General features: G+C 70.3%; 19 protein-coding genes. 14 read left to right on the top strand and 5 right to left on the bottom strand.

Going from position 1 to position 19,496, the window contains the following annotated elements:
- Positions 1-20 precede the first annotated feature (20 nt).
- Positions 21-845 (bottom strand): GNAT family N-acetyltransferase, encoded by an 825-nt coding sequence (locus M8445_RS02015; protein ID WP_273989297.1) that lies wholly within the window; start codon positions 843-845, stop codon positions 21-23.
- A 65-nt stretch (positions 846-910) separates the two neighbouring features.
- Between M8445_RS02015 and M8445_RS02010 the strand changes: the two genes are divergently transcribed.
- The 6 genes from M8445_RS02010 (at position 911) to M8445_RS01985 (ending at position 6,048) form a co-directional block, all read left to right on the top strand.
- Positions 911-1,213 carry a hypothetical protein gene (locus M8445_RS02010; RefSeq protein WP_273989296.1) on the top strand — a complete coding sequence of 101 codons (303 nt, stop codon included), beginning with the start codon at positions 911-913 and terminating at the stop codon, positions 1,211-1,213.
- A 93-nt stretch (positions 1,214-1,306) separates the two neighbouring features.
- Positions 1,307-2,821 carry a uroporphyrinogen-III C-methyltransferase gene (gene cobA / locus M8445_RS02005; RefSeq protein WP_273989295.1) on the top strand — a complete coding sequence of 505 codons (1,515 nt, stop codon included), beginning with the start codon at positions 1,307-1,309 and terminating at the stop codon, positions 2,819-2,821.
- Between the two features lie 85 nt (positions 2,822-2,906).
- Entirely contained in the window at positions 2,907-3,467 is a 561-nt protein-coding gene (locus M8445_RS02000) for a precorrin-2 dehydrogenase/sirohydrochlorin ferrochelatase family protein (RefSeq protein WP_273989294.1), read from the top strand.
- Positions 3,464-4,561, top strand: a complete 1,098-nt coding sequence (hemA, locus tag M8445_RS01995) for a glutamyl-tRNA reductase (protein WP_273989292.1) — start codon at positions 3,464-3,466, stop codon at positions 4,559-4,561. Before M8445_RS02000 ends, hemA begins: the two co-directional genes overlap by 4 nt.
- 158 nt (positions 4,562-4,719) lie before the next feature.
- The gene (ygfZ, locus tag M8445_RS01990; protein WP_273989291.1) at positions 4,720-5,595 is read left to right on the top strand and encodes a CAF17-like 4Fe-4S cluster assembly/insertion protein YgfZ; all 876 of its coding nucleotides are present in this window, start codon (positions 4,720-4,722) and stop codon (positions 5,593-5,595) included.
- Between the two features lie 6 nt (positions 5,596-5,601).
- Entirely contained in the window at positions 5,602-6,048 is a 447-nt protein-coding gene (locus M8445_RS01985) for a hypothetical protein (protein ID WP_273989289.1), read from the top strand.
- Between the two features lie 85 nt (positions 6,049-6,133).
- Here M8445_RS01985 and M8445_RS01980 read toward each other — a convergent pair whose 3' ends face one another.
- The 3 genes from M8445_RS01980 to M8445_RS01970 all read right to left on the bottom strand — a co-directional run bounded on the left by M8445_RS01980 (position 6,134) and on the right by M8445_RS01970 (position 10,232).
- Positions 6,134-7,153, bottom strand: coding sequence for an ABC transporter permease (locus M8445_RS01980; RefSeq protein ID WP_273989288.1), 1,020 nt, complete (start codon positions 7,151-7,153; stop codon positions 6,134-6,136).
- Positions 7,154-7,199: 46 nt separating this feature from the next.
- Positions 7,200-8,222 (bottom strand): ABC transporter permease, encoded by a 1,023-nt coding sequence (locus M8445_RS01975; protein WP_273989287.1) that lies wholly within the window; start codon positions 8,220-8,222, stop codon positions 7,200-7,202.
- A gap of 288 nt (positions 8,223-8,510) precedes the next feature.
- Entirely contained in the window at positions 8,511-10,232 is a 1,722-nt protein-coding gene (locus M8445_RS01970; RefSeq protein WP_273989285.1) for an ABC transporter substrate-binding protein, read from the bottom strand.
- Positions 10,233-10,499: 267 nt separating this feature from the next.
- Between M8445_RS01970 and M8445_RS01965 the strand changes: the two genes are divergently transcribed.
- The 6 genes from M8445_RS01965 to M8445_RS01940 all read left to right on the top strand — a co-directional run bounded on the left by M8445_RS01965 (position 10,500) and on the right by M8445_RS01940 (position 17,402).
- A complete protein-coding gene (locus M8445_RS01965) occupies positions 10,500-11,519 on the top strand; it encodes a D-alanine--D-alanine ligase family protein (protein WP_273989284.1) in 1,020 nt (339 codons plus the stop codon).
- Between the two features lie 93 nt (positions 11,520-11,612).
- A complete protein-coding gene (locus M8445_RS01960; RefSeq protein ID WP_273989283.1) occupies positions 11,613-12,608 on the top strand; it encodes an extracellular solute-binding protein in 996 nt (331 codons plus the stop codon).
- A gap of 218 nt (positions 12,609-12,826) precedes the next feature.
- Positions 12,827-14,482: an ABC transporter permease gene (locus tag M8445_RS01955; protein ID WP_273989282.1), complete on the top strand. Its 1,656-nt coding sequence runs from the start codon at positions 12,827-12,829 to the stop codon at positions 14,480-14,482.
- The gene (locus M8445_RS01950; protein WP_273989280.1) at positions 14,479-15,576 is read left to right on the top strand and encodes an ABC transporter ATP-binding protein; all 1,098 of its coding nucleotides are present in this window, start codon (positions 14,479-14,481) and stop codon (positions 15,574-15,576) included. Before M8445_RS01955 ends, M8445_RS01950 begins: the two co-directional genes overlap by 4 nt.
- A gap of 178 nt (positions 15,577-15,754) precedes the next feature.
- Positions 15,755-16,621, top strand: coding sequence for a KPN_02809 family neutral zinc metallopeptidase (gene ypfJ / locus M8445_RS01945; RefSeq protein WP_273989279.1), 867 nt, complete (start codon positions 15,755-15,757; stop codon positions 16,619-16,621).
- Between the two features lie 88 nt (positions 16,622-16,709).
- Positions 16,710-17,402, top strand: a complete 693-nt coding sequence (locus tag M8445_RS01940) for a M48 family metallopeptidase (RefSeq protein ID WP_273989278.1) — start codon at positions 16,710-16,712, stop codon at positions 17,400-17,402.
- Between the two features lie 61 nt (positions 17,403-17,463).
- On the opposite strand, the gene M8445_RS01935 is transcribed toward M8445_RS01940, so the two are convergent.
- Positions 17,464-17,676 (bottom strand): hypothetical protein, encoded by a 213-nt coding sequence (locus M8445_RS01935; protein ID WP_273989277.1) that lies wholly within the window; start codon positions 17,674-17,676, stop codon positions 17,464-17,466.
- 125 nt (positions 17,677-17,801) lie between these two features.
- Between M8445_RS01935 and M8445_RS01930 the strand changes: the two genes are divergently transcribed.
- Positions 17,802-18,938, top strand: coding sequence for a PQQ-dependent sugar dehydrogenase (locus M8445_RS01930; RefSeq protein WP_273989275.1), 1,137 nt, complete (start codon positions 17,802-17,804; stop codon positions 18,936-18,938).
- 30 nt (positions 18,939-18,968) lie between these two features.
- Entirely contained in the window at positions 18,969-19,496 is a 528-nt protein-coding gene (locus M8445_RS01925; protein ID WP_273989273.1) for a P-loop NTPase family protein, read from the top strand.

Below are 19,496 nucleotides of genomic sequence, written 5' to 3'. Positions count from 1 at the left end.
CGCCCGCGCCGCCGGAACGCTCAGGCGCTGAAGGTCAGGCGCAGGCCCGCCAGCCGGAACCCGGCGCGGCCGATGTTGCGTTCGCTGGGCGTGCCGGGCGTCACGAACACGCTGGTCAGGTCCGCCCCGGCCTGCGCGGCAGCGTGCAGGCGGGCGGCCAGCAGCGCCGTCTGCGCGCCCTGGCCCCGGTGTTCCGGGCGGGTGGAGGTGCCGTGCAGCGCGGCGGCCACACCGCTGCCGGTGCCATTGCCCGTGCTGAACCCGGTCACGGAGAGGGCGGCGGCCCCCATGGCTTCTTCTGCTGTGTGTACGTCAGGCCCGCCTGCCAGGAACAGTCGGGTGCCGGGCGTCCGCGCGACCCGCTCCATGATGGCCTCACTGCCAGGCCCGAAACCCCGGGCGCACACGGCGGCCCAGGCGTGGGCGTCGGTGGTTTCCTGCACGGGCAGGGCCGGGGCGGGTGGCAGGCTGGTCAGGTCGTGCAGGTAGGCGTGCAGCACGTACGTCAGCGTGTATCCATGCTCGCCCAGCAGCGGGATCAGGGTCGGCGCGGCGTGAGACAGCAGGTGCAGGGTGGGCCGCTGCCCGTGAGCGGCGCAGAAGGCCCGGAAGTCCGCCAGTTCCTGCGGCGTGGGGGGACGGGTGCCGTCGTGCCACGCGCTATTCAGCGGTGAGTCCGGCTGGTCGTGCACGGCCACCAGCGGGCCGAAGACCGCCAGCGCACCCTGCGGCTGACCGTAGCGGGCGTGCGCGGCGGCCTCTGCCAGCGCCAGCCGGGGCAGATCGGCCTGGGTTACTGGGGCCTGTGTCGCTGCGGCCTGGGTCACTCCGGTATGGGGCAGCATGAAGGAATCATAAGCCCGCGCCCCGCCCACGGCCCCGAACGGCGCGGTTCAGAATGACGGCATCCATGATCGCCTTCCATCCGCATCTGTTCGTCCGGGTTCAGGAACTGACCGGACCGCGCGCGCCTCAACCCCTGCCGCTCAGTAACGGATTTAACGGGGGCTGCGCCTACCGGGTGCTGGGTGTGTTCAGCCCGTCCGAGACCTCCGAGGCGTACTTCATCCTGCCGAACGACCGCGAGGAACTGTGGTTCATCAGTCAGCGGCACCTGCGGTTCGCAGGCTTGCACGACACGGCCGCGCACCACCTGCCGCTGCCCGACCACCCGTCACTGCCCGCCCCGTGCGAGCCGGAAACGGTGTCCTGATCCACCTGTGGGCATCAGGGCCGCTGCCAGAAGAGGGGCCGCCGCACCCACGCACCCGCATATGTCCCGCCCGCCGCCCGCTAGCCTGTAGGGATGACCGACGTTTCCTCTGCCAGCCCGCGCGCCTTCGTGTCCCTGATCGGGGCGGGCCCCGGCGACCCGGGCCTGCTGACCGTGCGCGGCATGCAGGCGCTCATGGAGGCGGACGTGGTGCTGTTCGATTACCTCGCCAACCCGGACCTGCTGCGCTACGCGCCGGACGCGCACACCATCTACGTGGGCAAGAAGGGCTTTTCGGAGTACATCAGTCAGGAGCAGATCAACGCGCTGATCGTGGAGCAGGCGCAGGCGAACGGCGGGCAGCGCGTGGCGCGCCTGAAGGGCGGTGACGTGTTCGTGTTCGGGCGCGGCGGCGAGGAAGCCGAGGCCTGCGCTCTGGCCGGCGTGCCGTTCGAGATCGTGCCCGGCGTGAGCAGCGCCATCGCCGCGCCCGCCTACGCCGGGATTCCCGTCACGCACCGCGAGGTCGCCCGGTCGTTCGCGGTCCTGACCGGCAACACGCAGGAGGGCGGCGCGCACTACGAGCGTCTGTCCGGCGTGGACACCCTGGTCCTGCTGATGGGCGTACGCAACCTGCACCAGATCGCCGCCGACCTGATCGCTGCCGGGCGCGACCCGCAGACGCCCGCCGCGACCATCCAGTGGGGCAGCACGCCCCGCCAGCGGACCGTGACCGGCACCCTGGCCACCATTGCCGACGTGGTCCGCGAGGCCGGACTGGAAGCCCCGGCCGTCACGGTCGTGGGCGAGGTCGTGCGCCTGCGTGACAGCCTGCGCTGGTTCGACACCCGCCCCGGCTTCGGCGGCCCGCTGACCGGGCAGACGGTCGCCGTGACCCGCACGCGCGGTGGTGCCAGCGGCCTGGGCGACCTGCTGCGTGCGCGCGGCGCCAGCGTGCTGGAAGTCCCGCTGATCGAATTCGCGCCCACCGCGCAGCCCGGTGTCCTGCACGAGCGCCTCCGCGACCTGAGCGGCGTGCGCTGGCTGCTGCTGACCAGCAACCACGCCGTCACCACCCTGATCGGGCACCTGCACGCCCTGGGCCTGGACACCCGCCACCTGGCCGGCGTGAAACTGGCTGCTGTCGGCCCCAGCACCGCCCGCAGCCTCGAAGCGCTGGGCCTGCGCGCCGACTTCGTGCCCGCCACGCCCGGCGCGCGCCACCTGGGCGCCGAACTGCCCGCCATGCCCGGCGACACACTGCTGCACCTGACCTCGCAACTGGCCGAAGACGACCTGCAACGCGCCCTGGAAGCGCGCGGCCTGACCTACGACCGCGCCGAGCTGTACCGCACGGAACCCGCCCGTCCCGACAGCCTGTCCATGGACCGCCTGCGCGGCGCGGCGGTCGTGACCCTGGCGTCCGGCAGCGCCGCGCGGCACCTCGCGGCGCTGGTCGGCACGGACCTGCGCGTGGCCGTCATGGGCCCCCAGACCGGGGACGCGGCGCGCGAGGCGGGCTTCACGGACATCACCCTGGCCCACACCGCCAGTCTGGACGCCCTGGCCGAGGCGGCCGAGCAGGCCGTCGCCGCTGTTACCGGCTGAGGCACGTTACAGGTCGTCCCAGCCGCCTTCCCGACCGATCGGTCGGGGACGGCTGCCCCGCCCGGCCCGCGCTATGCTGCGCCCCATGAGTCTGCTTCCCGCCTTCCTCGACCTGCACGGTGCGCGCGCCGTCGTGGTCGGCGGAGGCGCCGTCGCCCTGCGCCGCACCCGCACCCTGCTGGACGCCGGACTGCACGTGCAGGTCATCGCCCCGGACCGCTGCGACGAACTGGCTGCCCTGACCACCGACTGGCAGCCGCGCCCCTACCGCAGCGGTGACCTGCGCGGTGCGGCCCTCGTCGTGGCCGCCACCAGTCACGCCAGCGTGAACGCCCAGGTCGTCCGCGACGCACAGGACCTGGGCCTGCTCGTCAACGACGCCAGCGACGCTACACGCGGCAACCTGCGCTTCCCGGCCGTGGCTGCCCGCGCGGGCGTGCAGGTCGCCGTCAGCACCGGCAGGGAACTGCCCATGCTGGCGCAGGCGCTGACTGAACGCACCCGCGACCTGCTGCCCACCCCCGAGCAACTCGCCGCCTGGACCGAGCGGCGCGAGGCGGCCCTCACTCTTCCCGAACCGCAGAGACAGGCGGCCCTCAGCGCCCTGCGCCAGGACATCCGCCGCGCCGTAGGAGTACCCGCATGACCCTCGCCTGCCCCACCGCCCAGGCCTTCCTCGCCCGGCCCGGCGCGCCCATGCCCGGCCTGCTCGACGTGGCCGTCGTGGGCCTGAACCACCAGACGGCCCCCGTCGAGATCCGTGAACGCGCCGCCGTGCGTGCCGGCGAGGAGGGCGCGCTGCTGGCCCACCTGTCCCGCCACGCGCAGGAAGTCATGCTGCTCTCCACCTGCAACCGCACCGAGGTGTACATGGCGGGCCTGACCGGCGACCCCCTCGCCGCCTTCGAGGGCGCCTGGGGTCACTCGCTGGGCGGGCACCTGTACTGCCACCAGGGCGAGGCGGCCGTCACGCACCTGTACCGCGTTGCGGCGGGCCTGGACAGCCTCGTCATCGGCGAGACGCAGATCCAGGGGCAGGTCAAGCGCGCCTGGATGGACGCCCGCGAACGCGGCCTGACCGGCACCCTGCTGAACAAGGTCGCGCAGGGCGCCCTGGCCGCCGGGAAACGCGTGCGCTTCGAGACCGGCATGAGCGACAAGATCGTGTCCGTCTCCAGCGCCGCCGTCGAACTCGCGCAGGCCGCCCTGGGGGGCCTCGCCGGACGCACCGCCCTGATTCTCGGGGCAGGGGAGACTGCCGAACTGACCCTCACGCACCTGCGGGCCGCAGGGGTGCAGGACGTGATCGTTGTCAACCGCACCGCCGAACGCGCCCGCCAGCTGGCCGACAAGGTCGGAGGCCGCGCCTGCGCCGCCGAGTACCTGCACGAGGTGCTGCCCGAGGCGGACGTGCTGATCGCCAGCAGCGGCGCGCCCCACTACGTCCTGCACGGCGAGGGCGTTGCCGAGGCCCTGCGGCAGCGTCCGGGCCGCCCGATGTTCCTGATCGACATCAGCGTGCCCCGCATCCTCGACCCTGACATCGCCAGCGTGCCCGGCGCGCACCTGCGGAACCTTGACGACCTGACCGGCATCGTCGCCCGCAACATGGAAAGCCGCCGCGCCGCACTCCCGCAGGCCGGCGCGATCATCCGCGACGCCGCCGCCGACCTGAGCCGCTGGCACCTGACCCGGCAGGCCCGGCAACGCGAACGCGAACTGGCCCTCGCCAGCGACTGACCCGGACGCCGACCAGACCGGGTGGGCCCCGCGCGTGACGTTGGTGTCCGCTCCGGTTCTCAACAACGACGCCGTCTGAATGGCCTGCGTCGGCCTTCCCGTCTGCTTGGCGATCCGCGTTCCACATGCCTTCCCTGCTTTCCCGTACGCTGGGCGGCATGTGGACCCGGATTCCTTCGAGCAGTCTGCGCGTGATCGGCGCGGACCGCGTTGATTTCGTGCATGGGCAGATGACCAACGACCTGCGGGGCGCGCCGACGCCGGGCGTGGTGGTCTGTGCGTTCCTGAACGTGCGCGGGCAGATCGAGCAGTTCGCCCGCGCGTACCGCCGCGCCGACGACGTGTACCTGCACCTGGATGCCGGGCAGGCACCGGCGCTGGAGGCCCGCCTGAAACGGTACGTGATCTTCGATCAGGTGGAGATTCAGGATGTCAGCGATCAGTTGCGGACCGTGCACGTCTGGCACGCGGAGACGCTACCCGGCTGGGACGTGGCCGGCGGCGCGGCGCAGACGTTCGAGCTGGGCGGCGGGGCGGTCCTGGCAGGCCGCGTGAACCGGACGGGCACGCCGGGCGTGGACCTGCATTACCTCGCGCGGCACGAGGAGGCTGTCATCTCGGCCCTGACTGGCCCGGAGGTGCCGCTGGCCGACCTGGACGCCGCGCGGGTCCGGGCCGGGATTCCGGATGTCATCCGGGACGCCCTGACCGGCACGCTGCCGCCCGAGATCGGGCTGGACGTGGGTGGCCCGCTGCCCGCCATCAGTTACCGCAAGGGCTGTTACGTGGGTCAGGAGATCATGGCGCGGCTGGAGGCGCGCGGGAACGCCCGGCACGGGCTGGCGCGTCTGCTGGGGCCGCAGCCCTGGCCAGCGGGGGCGGAGATCATTCTGGATGGGAAGGTCGTGGGGCAGGCGGGCCTGTACGCCGGTGATGGCAGCGTGGCGCGGCTGCGTAAGGAACTCGTGGACGGCGCGGCCGTGCTGGTGGGCGGCGTGCCTGCCCACGTTGCGCTGGCCGCCCCGGTGACCTGAGTGGGCGTGCTGGACTCCCTGACCCGCGACCTGCACTCGGGTGACCGGGCGGGCCTGCTGCGCGCCTGCCGCCGCGCGTACCTGCTGGCCCTGGCGACCCTGGCCCTGCCGGGGCTGCCGCTGGGGCTGCTGCTGGCCGCCGTGCGCCCCCTGACACTGGGCAGCCTGGGCGGGGTGCTGGGAGCGGCGCTGCTGGCCGCTGCGCTGGCGGGCGTGGCGGCGTACCTGGCCCGCCGCTCGGCGCAGGCCCCGGACCTGAGCGCGCGGCAGGCGGCCCTGACCGGCGCGATTCAGGCGGCCACTGCGCCCGGCGTGCCGTTCCTGATCGGCTGTGCGTTCCTGGGTTCCGGCGCGGCCCTGCTGGCCCTGTGGGGCGTGGCCCTGCTGGCGCACGCGCTGATGTGGTGGCAACTGCCCGGCTGGCTGCGCCCGGAGCGGTCCCCGGCTACCTGAACCCAGTGTCCTCCACGGACAGGAGAATCCCCCACCTGCACAGCGCGGTGGGGGATTCTCCTGTCCGTCTCTGGGAGGGGCTGGGTCAGCGGGACTTGGGGTCCAGCGCGTCGCGCAGGCCGTCACCGAACAGGTTGAACGCAAGGCTGAACAGCACGATGAACACGGCCGGGTACACCAGCACGTACCAGTACTCGGGTTTCAGCCACGCGCGGGCAAAGTCGACCAGCTGACCCCACTCGGAGTAACCGGGTTCGAAACCCAGGCCCAGGAACGACAGGCCCGCGATACTCAGGGGCACGGTCGCGAGGTCCAGCACGGCGGTCGTGAACACGGCAGCCACGCTGTTGGGCACCACGTGCTTGAGGATCAGGCGCATGTCGCGCGCGCCGAGGCTGCGGGCGGCGTCCACGTACTCCAGCTGGCGGGTGCGCAGCACCTCACCGCGGATCAGGCGGGCGTAGCCGGCCCAGCCGGTCACGCAGAACGCCACGACCATCGGCACCGTTGGGTCGTAATCGGCCCCGCCGCCCATCAGGCGGGCGCGCAGGATCGTCAGGATCACCACGGTCAGGATCAGGGGCGGCAGCGAGAACAGCACGTCAATGAACCGCTGGATCAGGTTGTCGATCCAGCCGCCGTAGTAGCCGCTGATCGCGCCGACGATCACGCCGATCACCAGGGTGATGCCCACGATGATGAACGACAGTTTCAGGGCGGTGCGGGTGCCCCAGATCAGGCCGTAGAAGATGTTGTAGCCGTTCACGGTCCCAAAGGGCGCCTCGGCGCTCGGCAGGCTGGGCTGCTGCTGGAAGCTCAGGCGCTCGATCAGGTAGCAGCTCTTGGGCGGGGCCAGCGTCGCCTGCCAGAACGGGGCACTCAGGGGGTTGTAGACCTGACTGGCCTCGGTGATGTTCAGGTCGCGGATGCAGTTGCCGCTGGGCTTGGCGATCAGCGGCGCGAACAGCGCCACCAGCCCGAACAGCAGGGTGATGATCAGGCCGGTGATGGCCAGGGGGTTGCGGCGCATCTTGCGCATGGCGGGACTGGTCCAGAACAGCTGCCAGGAGCTGCGCTGATTGATCTTGGCGGGGGCGGTCGTCATCGGGTGTCCCTCCGGGTGGCGTGGCGGGCGTGGGGCTGGGCGGGCATCAGTCGAACCTCACGCGGGGGTCGATCACGCCGTACAGGATGTCCACGATGGTGCTCACGACGACCACGATCACGGCCGACAGCATGGCGAAGCCCAGCACGGCCGCGAGGTCCACGCCGATGGCGGCCTGCACGACCCACTGGCCCACGCCGGGGTACGCGAAGATCGTTTCCGTGATCAGGGACCCGCTGAGCAGGCCGATGATCAGGAAGCCGCCCAGCGTCACGATGCTCAGCAGGGCGTTGCGGCGGGCGTGCTTGTTGTTCACCACGCGGCTCGACAGGCCCTTGGCGCGCGCAGTGCGCACGTAATCGCTGGTCAGGGCCTCAAGCATGTTGTTGCGCATGACCTTGATGATGCTGGCGCTCAGGACGATCACCAGGGTCGCGGCGGGCAGGATCAGGTGCTGAATGACGTCCCAGGCGATGTCCCAGCGGCCGTTCAGGGCGGCGTCCAGGCTCAGCAGGCCGGTGTAGCGTTGCAGGTCGCCCAGCGCAAAGGTGTTCAGCACGCTGACCTGCCCGGCGCCCGGCAGCCAGCCCAGGTACGCGTAGAACACCGCCAGCATCAGGATCCCCACCACGAAACTGGGCAGGGAGTACCCCAGCACCACCAGCACGCGTAGGACCTGATCGATCAACTTGTCCTTGTGCAGGGCGCTCAGGGTGCCCAGCCAGATGCTGAGCAGCAGGATCGGGATGGCCGTCACGATGGTCAGCTCGAGGGTGCGGGGCAGGCGCTCACCGATGGTGGTGATCACGTCCTGACTGCTGGCCTTCGAGTAGCCCAGGTCGCCTTTCAGGGTGGAAGACAGCCAGCGGCCGTACTGGACCGGGAAGGGGTCACGCAGGCCGCGTTGTTCGATGATCTGTTCCAGGCGGGCGGCCGCCTGTTCGCTTTTGATGTACGGCGCGGCGCGCTGCTCAGGCGTGAGCAGTTGCGTCAGTCCGACGATCATCAGGGAAAGGACGAGCATCACCACGGGAATCTGGAGCACTCGCCGCACAATGAAATTAAGCATGTGGGCCTCGGTATGAAGCCTCCGGCCGGACCTTACACGGGTCGGTGGAGGGAGAGAAGCTGGAACGCAGTAAACGGGCGTGTTGTATGGACGTGGGTTAGACCATCAATCAGCCTAGACCAAAACAGACCCGGCGCGCAAAGTCAAGCGGGCTGATGTCCCGCTCAGGGGAACCCTGCGTGTAGCACGCCGCGCAGGACCCGCGACCCGAACACAATGATGAGGGCGGGGCAACCCTGTTGGGGGCCGCCCCGCCCTCACCGCGCAGTTTCCTACGCCGGGTTCAGCTTACTTCTTGCCGAGGTCCTTCCAGAGGGTCCCGGTGCTGCTGAAGGAGGTCATGGGGTTGTAGTTCGCGGCGCTGACGCCGGTCAGGCTGTCGCGCACGAAGGTGTAGGCGATGCCGGCGGGCATCAGGATGTACGGGGCCTGCTCGTAGGCTTTCTTGCCCACGAGGCTGTACAGGCGGTTACGCTCGGCGGTGTTGACCGTGTTGCGGGCCTGCTCGAGCCACTTGTCGACCTGGGCGTCTTTCCAGTTGTTGCGGGGGAAGTAGTACCCGTTGCTGGAGTAGAAGGTGTACATGAAGTTGTCAGGGTCGGCGTAGTCAGGTGCCCAGCCGATGACGATCATGGCTTCCTTGCCGCTCTTGGAGTCGGCGAGCATCTCGCTCCAGGGCTTGGCCTGGATGTTCACGCGGAACTTGGGGTTCAGCGCTTCGACGTTCTTCTTCAGGATTTCCATGGCCGTCTGCGCGGGCACGCTGCCGGCGCGGTAGTTGGCGGTCATGACGAAGCCGTTCTTCCAGACCTGGCCGCCCCAGGCGCGCTGGAAGTACTGCTTGGCCTTGGCGGCGTCGTAGCTGTACGTGCCGATCTTGGCGTCGTAGCCGGGGAAGGTGTCGGGCAGCAGCATGGTGCGCTGTTTGCCCTTGCCGTTCTGCACGTCGGTGATGTACTGCTGGTAGTTGAAGGCGTAGCTGAAGGCGCGGCGGACGTTGCTGTCCTTGAAGAAGGTCGCGGGGATGCCCTTGCCGTCCAGTTTGCCGCTGCCCAGCAGGCCGGTGCTCTTGATGTTCTCGTTCATGAAGAACGCGGTGGACACGGTGTTGGGCAGGTTGTCGATCCACAGAACGCCGGCCTTGCCCTTGATCTGCTCTTCGTCCACGGCGCGGCCGCCGCCTTCGATGATGTCGGCGTCGCCGCGCAGGAAGGCCTGCTGGCGGGCGGCCAGTTCAGGAACCTTCTGGATCACGATGTTCTTGATGGCGGGTTTCTTGCCCCAGTAGCCGTCGAAGGCGGTGGCCAGGAAGGCGTTGGCGTCCTTACGGACGAACTTGTACGCGCCGGTGCCGCTGGGCGCCTGGCTCAGCTTGCTGTTGGTCAGGTCCTTGCCGACCCAGGTCTTCCAGTCGGCTTCCTTGCCGCTCCACTCGCCGAGCTTGGCGGCGTACTTGCTGTCCACGACGCTCTGGCCGGTGTAGGCCAGTTTCGCCAGGAAGGCGGGGTCCACGGCGGGCAGGTTGAAGACCAGCTGGCCGGCCGCGTTGCACTCGACGGCCTTGTCGATGCGGGCCCAGGTGATGGTCTTGTCGTCGTTGGCGTTGGCGCCGGTGCCCAGCAGGCTCTCGGCGATGAACCAGTTGCCGGACTCGGCGCTGTTGGTCACGAGGTTACGCTCGAAGGAGTACTCGGCGTCAGCGCAGGTCATGGCGCCGCCGCTGTGGAACTTCACGTTCTTGCGCAGGTCGAAGGTGTAGGTCTTGCCGCCGTTGCTGATGGTCCACTTGGTGGCCAGCAGGGGCTCGAGCTTGGTGAGGCTCGCGCCGCTGTAGGTCAGCAGGGTCTCGTAGAGGTTCTCGGTGATGGCGCCGGACGCGGTGTCGTAGGTGACGCCGGGGTCCATGGTGGGGATGTCGCTGGCTTCCTGGACGACCAGGGTGTCCTTGGGGGAGACGGCGAGCGCGGAGGTGAGGATGAGCAGGGTGCTGAGGGCAGCGATTTTCTTCATTCGAACTCCTGGGTATGATTCGACAGAGGGCACGGGTAAAGCGTCTGCTTGACTCGTGCCGGGGCTGTCTGGGGGTTATCGCGGGGCATCATAACGCAGCCGGGCAGGGTGTGGTGTGAGGATGTCCCCCTTTGCGCTGTGTCCGTCCGGCTTCCTGGCATTCGCCAGTCCGGGGCGCTCTGTCTCCTGGCATCTGTGAGCAGACCGGGCGGGCGGCGGCGCGCGGCGTTGGGCGCGTGGCATGGGGCGCGTGGCATACTGCGCCGCGTGAAGAAGCGCATTCTGCTGCTGGCCGGCGGCCAGTCCGGTGAACACGAGGTCAGCCTCATGAGTGCCCGTAGCGTCCTCAGCGCCCTGCCCAGGGACCAGTTCGACGTGACCCCCGTGGTGATCAGCAAACAGGGACGCTGGCTGCCCCCGACCGAAACGCAGCGTGCGCTCGAGAGTGGCGAGGCCGCGACCGGCGGGGACCTCGTGCTGCACCGCGTGGCGAGCGCCGAGGGGTACGACGCCGTGTTCCCGCTGCTGCACGGCCCGATGGGCGAGGACGGCACCGTGCAGGGCCTGCTGACCCTGGCGGGCATTCCGTTCGTGGGAAGCGGCGTGCTGGGGTCGGCGGTCAGCATGGACAAGGTCATGACCAAGCAGGTGCTGGAATCGGCCGGGATTCCGCAGGTGGCGTGGCGGCTGGCCGTGCGCCGCGAGTGGCAGCAGGACCCGCAGGGCGTGCGGGACCGCGCGGCCGAACTGGGCTTCCCGCTGTTCGTGAAACCCGCGAACCTGGGTTCCAGCGTGGGCATCAGCAAGGTGGGGACGCCGGACGAACTGGACGGCGCGCTGAATCTGGCGTTCGGTCTGGACCGCCGCGTGATCTTGGAAGCCATGACCAGCCACAAGCCCCGCGAGGTCGAGGTGGGCATCCTGGGGAACGACGCGCCCATCGCCAGTCCGGTGGGTGAACTGCGCTTCGACGCGGACTTCTACGATTACGAGACGAAGTACACCGAGGGCCGCGCGACCATGCACATTCCGGCCCCGCTGCCGCCCGAGGTGGCGGCGCGGGTGCGTACGGAGGCCCTGGCGGCGTTCCGGGCGCTGGACTGCGCGGGTCTGGCGCGCGTGGACTTCTTCTATGTCGAGGAGACCGGCGAGCTGCTGCTGAACGAGGTGAACACCATGCCGGGCTTCACGACGACCAGCATGTACCCCAAGCTGTTCGAGGCGGCGGGTGTCGGGTACAGCGAACTGGTGACCCGTCTGGTGGAACTGGCCCTTGAGGAGCGCTGAGGCCCGGGCAGAGGAGAGGCTGTATCTCCGCTCCCCTCTACCCTGGGACGTTTGTACCTTATTAATCCGACCTGATTACTTAGGATTTCGAGTATGAAGCGTACCCTCCTTGCCGTGACCGCCCTGCTGCTCGCCGGCACCAGCCTCGCGCAGGCCAAGACCCTAACCGTGTACTCCGGCCGCGCCAAGACCTTCGTGGACCCGGTCGTGCAGCAGTTTGAGCGTCAGACCGGCATCAAGGTCAACGTCCGCTACGGCACCGACGCCCAGCTGGTCGCCGCCCTGCGCGAGGAAGGCAGCAAGAGCCCCGCCGACGTGTACTGGGGCAACTCGGTCGGCGCGCTCGGCGAACTGGCCGAGGAAGGCAAGTTCACCAAGCTGGGCACCGCCCTGACCCGCAACGTCAGCAGCGACTACCTGCCCGACGACCGCACCTGGCTGCCCACCACCGTCCGCTTCCGCACCCTGGCGTACAACACGGGCAAGATCAAGCCCGAATCTCTGCCCGACTCCATCCTGGACCTGCCCAAGATGACCAGCCTCAAGGGCCGCATCGGCTGGACCGTCAGCTACCCCAGCTTCCAGGACTTCCTGGCCGCCATGATCAGCAAGTACGGCGAGGCCACCACCCGCCAGTGGATCGAGGGCATGAAGGCCCTGCAGCCCAAGGACTACAAGACCAGCAACGTGGGCATGCTTGAGGCCATGCGCGCCGGTGAGATCGACGTGGCGCTCACCAACCACTACTACATCCAGCGCGTGAACCGCCTGAGCTACCCCATCGACACGTACTTCTTCAAGAACGGCGACATCGGCAACCTGGGCAACGCCACGGGCGCGGCCATCCTGAAGACCAGCAAGAACAGCGCCAGCGCCGCCCGCTTCCTGAGCGCCCTGGTCGCCAAGGACGCCCAGACCTTCTTCCTGAGCGTGAACTTCGAGTACCCGGTTATCGGGAACATCCTGCAGCCCACGACCATGCTGCCCTACAGCGACGTGAGCAAACGCAGCCCCCGCATCGACCCCACCGTGCTGCCCAAGAACATCGACAAGGCCCAGAAACTGCTGCGCGACGCCGGCCTGCTCTGATCCCCCAGTGCTGATCCCCCAGTGCTGATCCCCCAGTCCTGATCTCCCAGCCGCGACTACAGTCCTGACCGCCGCCCCGACCCACGATCCGTGGGGGGGCGGCGGCCTGCATTGACGGGGCCGGGCGTGGGAATCGCCGGGACGCCCGCCCTAATCCCGACCAATCCGGTCTGCTATGGTGACCCGGCTGCGCGGCCCCGCCCGCCTGTCCCCCTGCCATGAACGCACGCCGACCCCACCCCCTGCTGCTGCTCCCGGCCCTGCTGGCCGTGCTGGGCGTCCTGCTGCCGCTGGTCTACCTGGTGCTGCGCGCCCTGGGAGCCGAGAGCAGCGAACTGCGCGAGATCGTGTTCCGCGCCCGCAACCTGGAACTGCTGGCCAACACGCTGCTGCTTACGCTGGGCGTCCTGGCCGGCACCACCCTGATCGCGCTGCCGCTGGCATACCTGGCCGCGCGCACCACCCTGCGCCCCCGCCGCCTGCTGATGCTGCTGGGCGTGCTGCCACTGGCCATTCCCGGGTACGTGGGCGCGTACGCCATGATCGCCGCGAGTGGCGCGGGCGGTACCATCGACGCCCTGACCGGCATCCGCTGGCCCGGCCCGGGCGGGTACTGGGGCGCGCTGGGCGTCCTGACGCTGTTCACGTTCCCGTACCTGTTCCTGAATCTGCACGCCGCGTTGCGCGCCCAGGACCCCGCCCTGGAGGACGCCGCCCGGCTGCTGGGCCGCACGCCCGCGCAGACCTTCCGCGAGGTCACGCTGCCGTACCTGCGCCCCGCGTGGCTGTCCGGCGCGCTGCTGATCGCCCTGCACGTGCTGGGGGACTTCAGCGTGGTCAGCCTGATGCGCTTTCCCACCTTTAGCGCCGCCATCTACCAGCAGTACACCGCCGCGTACGACCGGGTGTACTCGGCGTGGCTGGCGCTGGCGCTGCTGCTGGTCACGGCCGCCGCGCTGCTGCTCGAAGCCCGCCTGATGCGCGGCGTGCGCCTGTCACGCGTGTCCCCCGGCGGTACCCGCCCGCCCCGCACCGTCCCACTGGGCCGGGCCACGCCGCTGGCCTGGGCTTTCCTGGCCGTGCTGGCCGGCGCGGCCCTGATCGTGCCGCTGGGCACCATCGGGTACTGGCTGCGGCTGGAAACCAACCCGTTCGCCTGGAGCGGCCTGTGGGAAGCCCTCAGGAGCGCGCTGGGGGCCGCCGCCATCGCCGCCGTGACCACCACCGCCCTGGCGTTCCCGCTGGCGTACATCGGCAGCCGCCACAGCGGCCCGCTGGCCCGGCTGACCGAACGGGCCGCGTACCTGGGGTACGCCACGCCACCCCTGGCGTTCGCGCTGGCGCTGGTGTTCTTCACGCTGCGGGTCGTGCCGTCCCTGTACCAGACGTTCACGCTGCTGATCGCCGCGTACACCCTGCACTTCCTGGCCGAGGCGGTCGGCCCGGTCCGCACCAGCCTCCAGACGGCCACGCCCCGCCTGGAGGAAGCCGGGCGGCTGCTGGGCCTGAGCGCCGCGCAGACGCTGCGGCGCGTGACCATCCCGCTCGTCCGGCCGGGCCTGCTGGTCAGCGCGGCGTTCGTGTTCCTGAGCGTGCTCAAGGAACTGCCGCTCACGCTGCTGCTCTCACCCATCGGCTTCGAGACGCTCTCCCGCAACGTCTGGGCATACACCGAGGAGGCGCAGTACGCCTCGGCCGCGCCCTACGCGCTGGCGCTGGCCCTCAGCGGCGCGCTGCTGACCCTGCTGATCCTGCGCCGCGAGGACCGCCGCGCGCCGCGCGCTTCCCGCCCGCCCGTCCCCACCCCACCGGCCACCCCACCAGCCCTGCCACTGGCCACGCCGCCGGTCCCCACCCAGGAAGGCCCCGCATGACCCACACACTCCCCCACAGACCCTCCCGGACGGGCGACCCCGCGACCGATCCCCTCACCCGCCCAGCCACCCTGGAACTGGTAGGCCTGGGTAAACGCTACGCGCCGGGCCTGCCGCCCGTCGTGGACGACCTGAACCTCCGGGTGGAGAGCGGCGAACTGCTGACCCTGCTGGGCCCCAGCGGGTGCGGCAAGACCACCACCCTGCGCCTGATCGCCGGCCTGGAACGCCCGGACAGCGGCGAGATCCGCATTGACGGCCGCATCGTCACCGCGCCCTTCACGCCCCCCGAACGGCGCGGCGTGGGTCTGGTCTTTCAGGATTACGCGCTGTTCCCGCACCTGAACGTGCTGGGGAACGTGCTGTTCGGCCTGCGGCACCTGCCGCGCCACGAACGCCTGCCCCGCGCCCGCGAGACCCTGTCCCTGGTGGGCCTGACCGTCTTCGAGACGCGCCGCCCGGACCAGCTGAGTGGCGGGCAGCAGCAGCGCGTCGCCCTGGCCCGCGCGCTGGCCCCCCGCCCCAGCCTGCTGCTGCTGGACGAACCCTTCAGTAACCTCGACGCGCAGCTGCGCCACTCGACCCGCCAGGAGGTGCGGGCCATCCTGCGCCGCGCCGGCACGACCGCCATCCTGGTCACGCACGACCAGGAGGAGGCGCTGGCGTTCAGCGACCGGCTGGTCGTCATGCGCGGCGGCCGCGTCGAGCAGAGCGGCCCCCCGCACGAGGTGTACGCCCGGCCCGGCACGGCGTTCGTGGCGAACTTCCTGGGCCGCAGCAACCTGCTGGGCGGCACCGCCGACCGCTTCATGGCCCGCACGGCGCTGGGTGTCCTGCCGCTCTCCGAGGCGGCCAGCGGCCCGGTGCTGGTCAGCGTCCGCCCGGAGCACCTGACCTTCACGGACGACCCGCAGGGCACGCCCGTCACCATCGTCGCCCGTGAATTCAAGGGCCACGACGTCACGTACACCGTCCGCCTCGACAACAGCCAGGAACTGCTGGTGCACGTGCCCAGCGACACCGTCCGACCCGAAGGCAGCGCGGCCCGCGTGAGCGTCACGCACCCCGCCCGCGCCGTTCCGTCATCCGTTTGACCCCGCCCTGGGTGCCGCCCGACCCCGGCGCGGGGCACCTCCCCCCAGAATCCATAAAGGCGCGGTCAGCCAGCACCGGCCGCGCGCCCCATACACTGTGTCCCGGGCCACCCGCAACCCCGCCCGCCGCATGGACCGGCAGCCGGGGGGCGGCCATGAAAAGGAGACACGAGCCTGTATGGACTGGAAAAATCTTCCCGGTAGCGGAGGCAACGTCGAGGACCGGCGCGGCAGGGGCGGCCTGCCCGGCGGCGGCATTGCCGTCGGGGGCGTCGGGGGCCTGATCATCGCCCTGATCGCCATGTTCTTCGGGATCGACCCCGGCGCGATCCTGGGCGGCGACACGGGCACCACGCAGACCCAGAGTCAGTCGCAGTCGGCGCAGCCACAGGCAGACGACGAGGCGTACCAGTTCGTGAACAGCACCTATCGCAGCACCAATCAGGTGTGGGACGGCATCTTCACGCAGGCGGGCCGCACGTACAACGAGCCCCGCCTGACCCTGTACACCCAGGGCACCCAGAGCGCCTGCGGAGCTGCCAATTCGGCCGTCGGCCCCTTCTACTGCCCGGCCGACCAGAGAATCTACCTGGACACCAGTTTCTTCACGCAGATGGACCGGCAGCTCGGCGGCGGTGGCGACTTCGCCTATTCGTACGTGATTGCCCACGAGGTCGGCCACCACGTGCAGAACGAACTCGGCATCGCCGATCAGGTCGAGCGCAAGCAGCGCAGCGCGCGCACCGAGGCCGAAGCGAACAGCTACAGCGTGCGCCTGGAACTCCAGGCCGACTGCTTCGCCGGCGTGTGGGGCAACAAGGTGCAGACCCAGGCGAAACTGACCCAGCAGGACATCCGCGAGGCCATCAACACCGCGCAGGCCATCGGGGACGACAACCTGCAGCGCCAGTCGGGCAGCCGCGTCGTGCCGGACTCGTTCACGCACGGCAGCGCCCAGCAGCGCATCAACTGGTTCACCAAGGGCTTCAAGAGCGGAGACGCCAACGGCTGCGACACCTTCGCCGTCAACTACAACCAGCTGTAGACCAGACCGGAAATCCAGCCAGTGAGCGGGCCGGGGTGCGTGATGTGAATCACGGCGCCCTGGCCCGAACTGCGCTTTCCTGACAGGCATGAACGGCGCGGCAGGCACGAACGACTGGCAGGTGGCCGGAATTCCCGTGCTCGTGAAACGCAGCGCCAGACGCCGCACCGTGGCTCTGCAGGTGAAACCCGGCGAGGTCACGCTGTACGCCCCCACCCGCGTGCCCGACACGAAACTGCTGGAGATCCTGGACGCCCGGCGCGACTGGGTGGCCGGGCACCTCGCGCAGTACGCCCGGATGATTCCGTCGGCGCCTCCGGCACTGACGGACGGCCAGTCGCTCGCGTTCCTGGGCGACACCCTGACCCTGCGCCTCTCGGAAGGCGTGACCCGCCCCGCCCGGCACGGCGACACGCTGAACCTGCCCACCCATCACCCGGACGCCGCCCTGGAAGCCTGGACGCGCCACGCCGCGCACGAACCGTACCGCGCCCTGGTGGCCGGGTATGCCGCCCAGCTGGGCGCACAGGGCCGGCTGCGGCGCGTGGTGGTGGCCGGCGCCCGGGGCCGCTGGGGCAGTTGCACCTCGAATGGCGACATCCGGCTGCACTGGCGCCTGAGCCGCGCACCACTGCCGGTCCTGCACTATGTCGCGTTGCATGAGGCCGCGCACCTGCTCGAACTGAACCACTCGCCGCGCTACTGGGCGCACGTGGCCCGCCTCATGCCCGACTGGCAGACCCACCGCGCGTGGCTGCGGGCGCACGGGCACACGCTCTGAACGACAGCACAGAGGGTCAGGAATCCACTGCGGACTCCTGACCCTTCAAGCTGTGACGGGTTTACATCGCGGGCATGGGCGACGGTGTCGGCAGGCCCGGGGTGTCGGGGTTATCGGTGGGGGTGGGTTCCGGCATCCCCGGCGTGTCCGGGTTCACGGGCGGGTCGCTGATCTCGCCGATGTCGCCGCGTCCGGGCATCTGCTCGGGGGTGGGTCCTGGCAGGTCGGTGGGTTCGGTCGCGGGAGCGGGCGGACGGTCATACGGTCCAGTCATGGTGTACCTCCTGGGTGTGGATGGGTCAGTCTGGCGCGTCCCGGTGGGCGGCAGCGCACAGCGGCATGAAGGGCGCTTCATGCGCTCTGGCCCCTGCGGCGCGGCCCGGCCCGGCACACTGGGGCATGACCCTGCGTTTCCCGGCCCGCGCCTGCCTGCTCCTGTCCGGTGTCCTGCTGGCCGGCCCCGGGGCGGCGGCCCAGACAGCCGCGCCGTCCGTGACCTTCCAGCCGTTCGTGAGCGGCCTGACGCAGGTCACGGCCCTCACGCATGCTGGGGACGGCTCCGGGCGGCTGTTCGTCACGCAGCAGGACGGCCGGGTGCGGGTCGTCACGGGTGGGCGCGTGCAGCCGCAGGTGTTCCTGGACCTGCGTGCCCTGACCCGCGCGGGCGGCGAACGCGGCCTGCTGGGGCTGGCCTTCGACCCGGCCTTCCAGACCAACCGCCGCCTGTACGTGCATTACACCGACCGCTCCGGAAACACCGTCCTGGCCCGCTATGTGGCGGCTGCCAGCGGCACGACCGCCGACCCGGCCAGCGCGAAGACGCTGTTCACGGCCCGTCAGCCGTACTCGAACCACAACGGCGGTCAGCTCGCCTTCGGCCCAGACGGGTTCCTGTACCTGGGCCTGGGGGACGGCGGGTCCGGCGGCGACCCGCAGAACCTCGCGCAGAACCTCTCCTCGCCGCTGGGGAAACTGCTGCGCTTCGATGTGCGCGGCGAGGCCGCCCGACCCGCGCCCGGCAACCCCTTCCTGACCCGCACGGGCGCGAACCCGAACATCTGGGCGTACGGCCTGCGCAACCCCTGGCGGTTCTCCTTCGACCGGCAGACCGGCGACCTGATCATCGCGGACGTCGGCCAGAACGCCTTCGAGGAGATCGACTTCCAGCCGCGCGCCAGCCGGGGCGGCGAGAACTACGGCTGGCGTCCCCGCGAGGGCCGGCAGTGCTTCGAGCCGAACTGCTCCGCGCAGGGTTTCGTGGACCCGGTGCTGGTGTACGGCCGCCAGGAAGGGCAGAGCGTCACGGGCGGCTTCGTGTACCGGGGCGCAGCCATTCCCGCCCTGAAAGGCCAGTACGTGTTCGCGGACTTCGCCAGCGGCACCGTGTGGGCCGCGCCCGCCCGGGGTCAGGCCTGGACGAAACGCACCCTGGGCCGCGTGGACAACCCCAGCACCTTCGGCGAGGACGAACGCGGTGAACTGTACGTAGCCGAGTACTCCAGCGGCCGCTTGCTGAAACTCGCGCCCGGCCGCTGATGGCCTGCCCCGGTCTGCTGTACTGAAGGGATGCGCAGAATCATCGTGATCGGCACGACCGGCAGCGGCAAGACTACCTTCGCCCGCGCCCTCGCCTCCCGGCTGGGCGTCCCGCACGGCGAGCAGGACGCCTGGAACCATGGGCCGGACTGGCAGGAAACGCCGCTGCCGCTGTTCCGGGCGCAGGTTGCCGCCTTCACCGCCGCCGACACCTGGGTCATGGACGGCAACTACAGCAAGGCCCGCGACCTGGGCTGGGCGCGTGCCGACACGCTCGTGTGGCTGGACTACACGGCGCCCGTCGTGTTCTGGCGCGTCCTGACCCGCACGGTGCGCCGCGTGGTGACCCGAGAGGAACTCTGGAACGGCAACCGTGAGACGCTGCGCAGTGCCCTGCAACCCGACGGCCCGGTCCGATGGTTCTTCCGCACCCACTGGCAGCGCCGCCGCGACACCCCCGCGCAGGCCGCCGCCCACCCGCACCTGACCCTGATCCGCCTGCGGACCCCCGCCCAGGCTGCTGCGTGGCTGCGGGCGCAGGGAGACACGGTGGACTGA

It is taken from the genome of Deinococcus aquaticus (genome assembly GCF_028622095.1).
Taxonomy (GTDB): Bacteria; Deinococcota; Deinococci; order Deinococcales; family Deinococcaceae; genus Deinococcus; species Deinococcus aquaticus.
The sequence above is the reverse complement of the archived record's forward strand: the minus strand, read 5'-3'. Positions and strand labels throughout refer to the sequence as shown.

Bases quoted from the DNA above. Each gene is read 5' to 3' on its own strand.
- M8445_RS02015 (WP_273989297.1), bottom strand. From the start codon at position 845: ATGCTGCCCCATACCGGAGTGACCCAGGCCGCAGCGACACAGGCCCCA.
- M8445_RS02010 (WP_273989296.1), top strand. From the start codon at position 911: ATGATCGCCTTCCATCCGCATCTGTTCGTCCGGGTTCAGGAACTGACC.
- cobA (WP_273989295.1), top strand. From the start codon at position 1,307: ATGACCGACGTTTCCTCTGCCAGCCCGCGCGCCTTCGTGTCCCTGATC.
- M8445_RS02000 (WP_273989294.1), top strand. From the start codon at position 2,907: ATGAGTCTGCTTCCCGCCTTCCTCGACCTGCACGGTGCGCGCGCCGTC.
- hemA (WP_273989292.1), top strand. From the start codon at position 3,464: ATGACCCTCGCCTGCCCCACCGCCCAGGCCTTCCTCGCCCGGCCCGGC.
- ygfZ (WP_273989291.1), top strand. From the start codon at position 4,720: ATGTGGACCCGGATTCCTTCGAGCAGTCTGCGCGTGATCGGCGCGGAC.
- M8445_RS01980 (WP_273989288.1), bottom strand. From the start codon at position 7,153: ATGACGACCGCCCCCGCCAAGATCAATCAGCGCAGCTCCTGGCAGCTG.
- M8445_RS01975 (WP_273989287.1), bottom strand. From the start codon at position 8,222: ATGCTTAATTTCATTGTGCGGCGAGTGCTCCAGATTCCCGTGGTGATG.
- M8445_RS01970 (WP_273989285.1), bottom strand. From the start codon at position 10,232: ATGAAGAAAATCGCTGCCCTCAGCACCCTGCTCATCCTCACCTCCGCG.
- M8445_RS01960 (WP_273989283.1), top strand. From the start codon at position 11,613: ATGAAGCGTACCCTCCTTGCCGTGACCGCCCTGCTGCTCGCCGGCACC.
- M8445_RS01955 (WP_273989282.1), top strand. From the start codon at position 12,827: ATGAACGCACGCCGACCCCACCCCCTGCTGCTGCTCCCGGCCCTGCTG.
- M8445_RS01950 (WP_273989280.1), top strand. From the start codon at position 14,479: ATGACCCACACACTCCCCCACAGACCCTCCCGGACGGGCGACCCCGCG.
- ypfJ (WP_273989279.1), top strand. From the start codon at position 15,755: ATGGACTGGAAAAATCTTCCCGGTAGCGGAGGCAACGTCGAGGACCGG.
- M8445_RS01940 (WP_273989278.1), top strand. From the start codon at position 16,710: ATGAACGGCGCGGCAGGCACGAACGACTGGCAGGTGGCCGGAATTCCC.
- M8445_RS01935 (WP_273989277.1), bottom strand. From the start codon at position 17,676: ATGACTGGACCGTATGACCGTCCGCCCGCTCCCGCGACCGAACCCACC.
- M8445_RS01930 (WP_273989275.1), top strand. From the start codon at position 17,802: ATGACCCTGCGTTTCCCGGCCCGCGCCTGCCTGCTCCTGTCCGGTGTC.
- M8445_RS01925 (WP_273989273.1), top strand. From the start codon at position 18,969: ATGCGCAGAATCATCGTGATCGGCACGACCGGCAGCGGCAAGACTACC.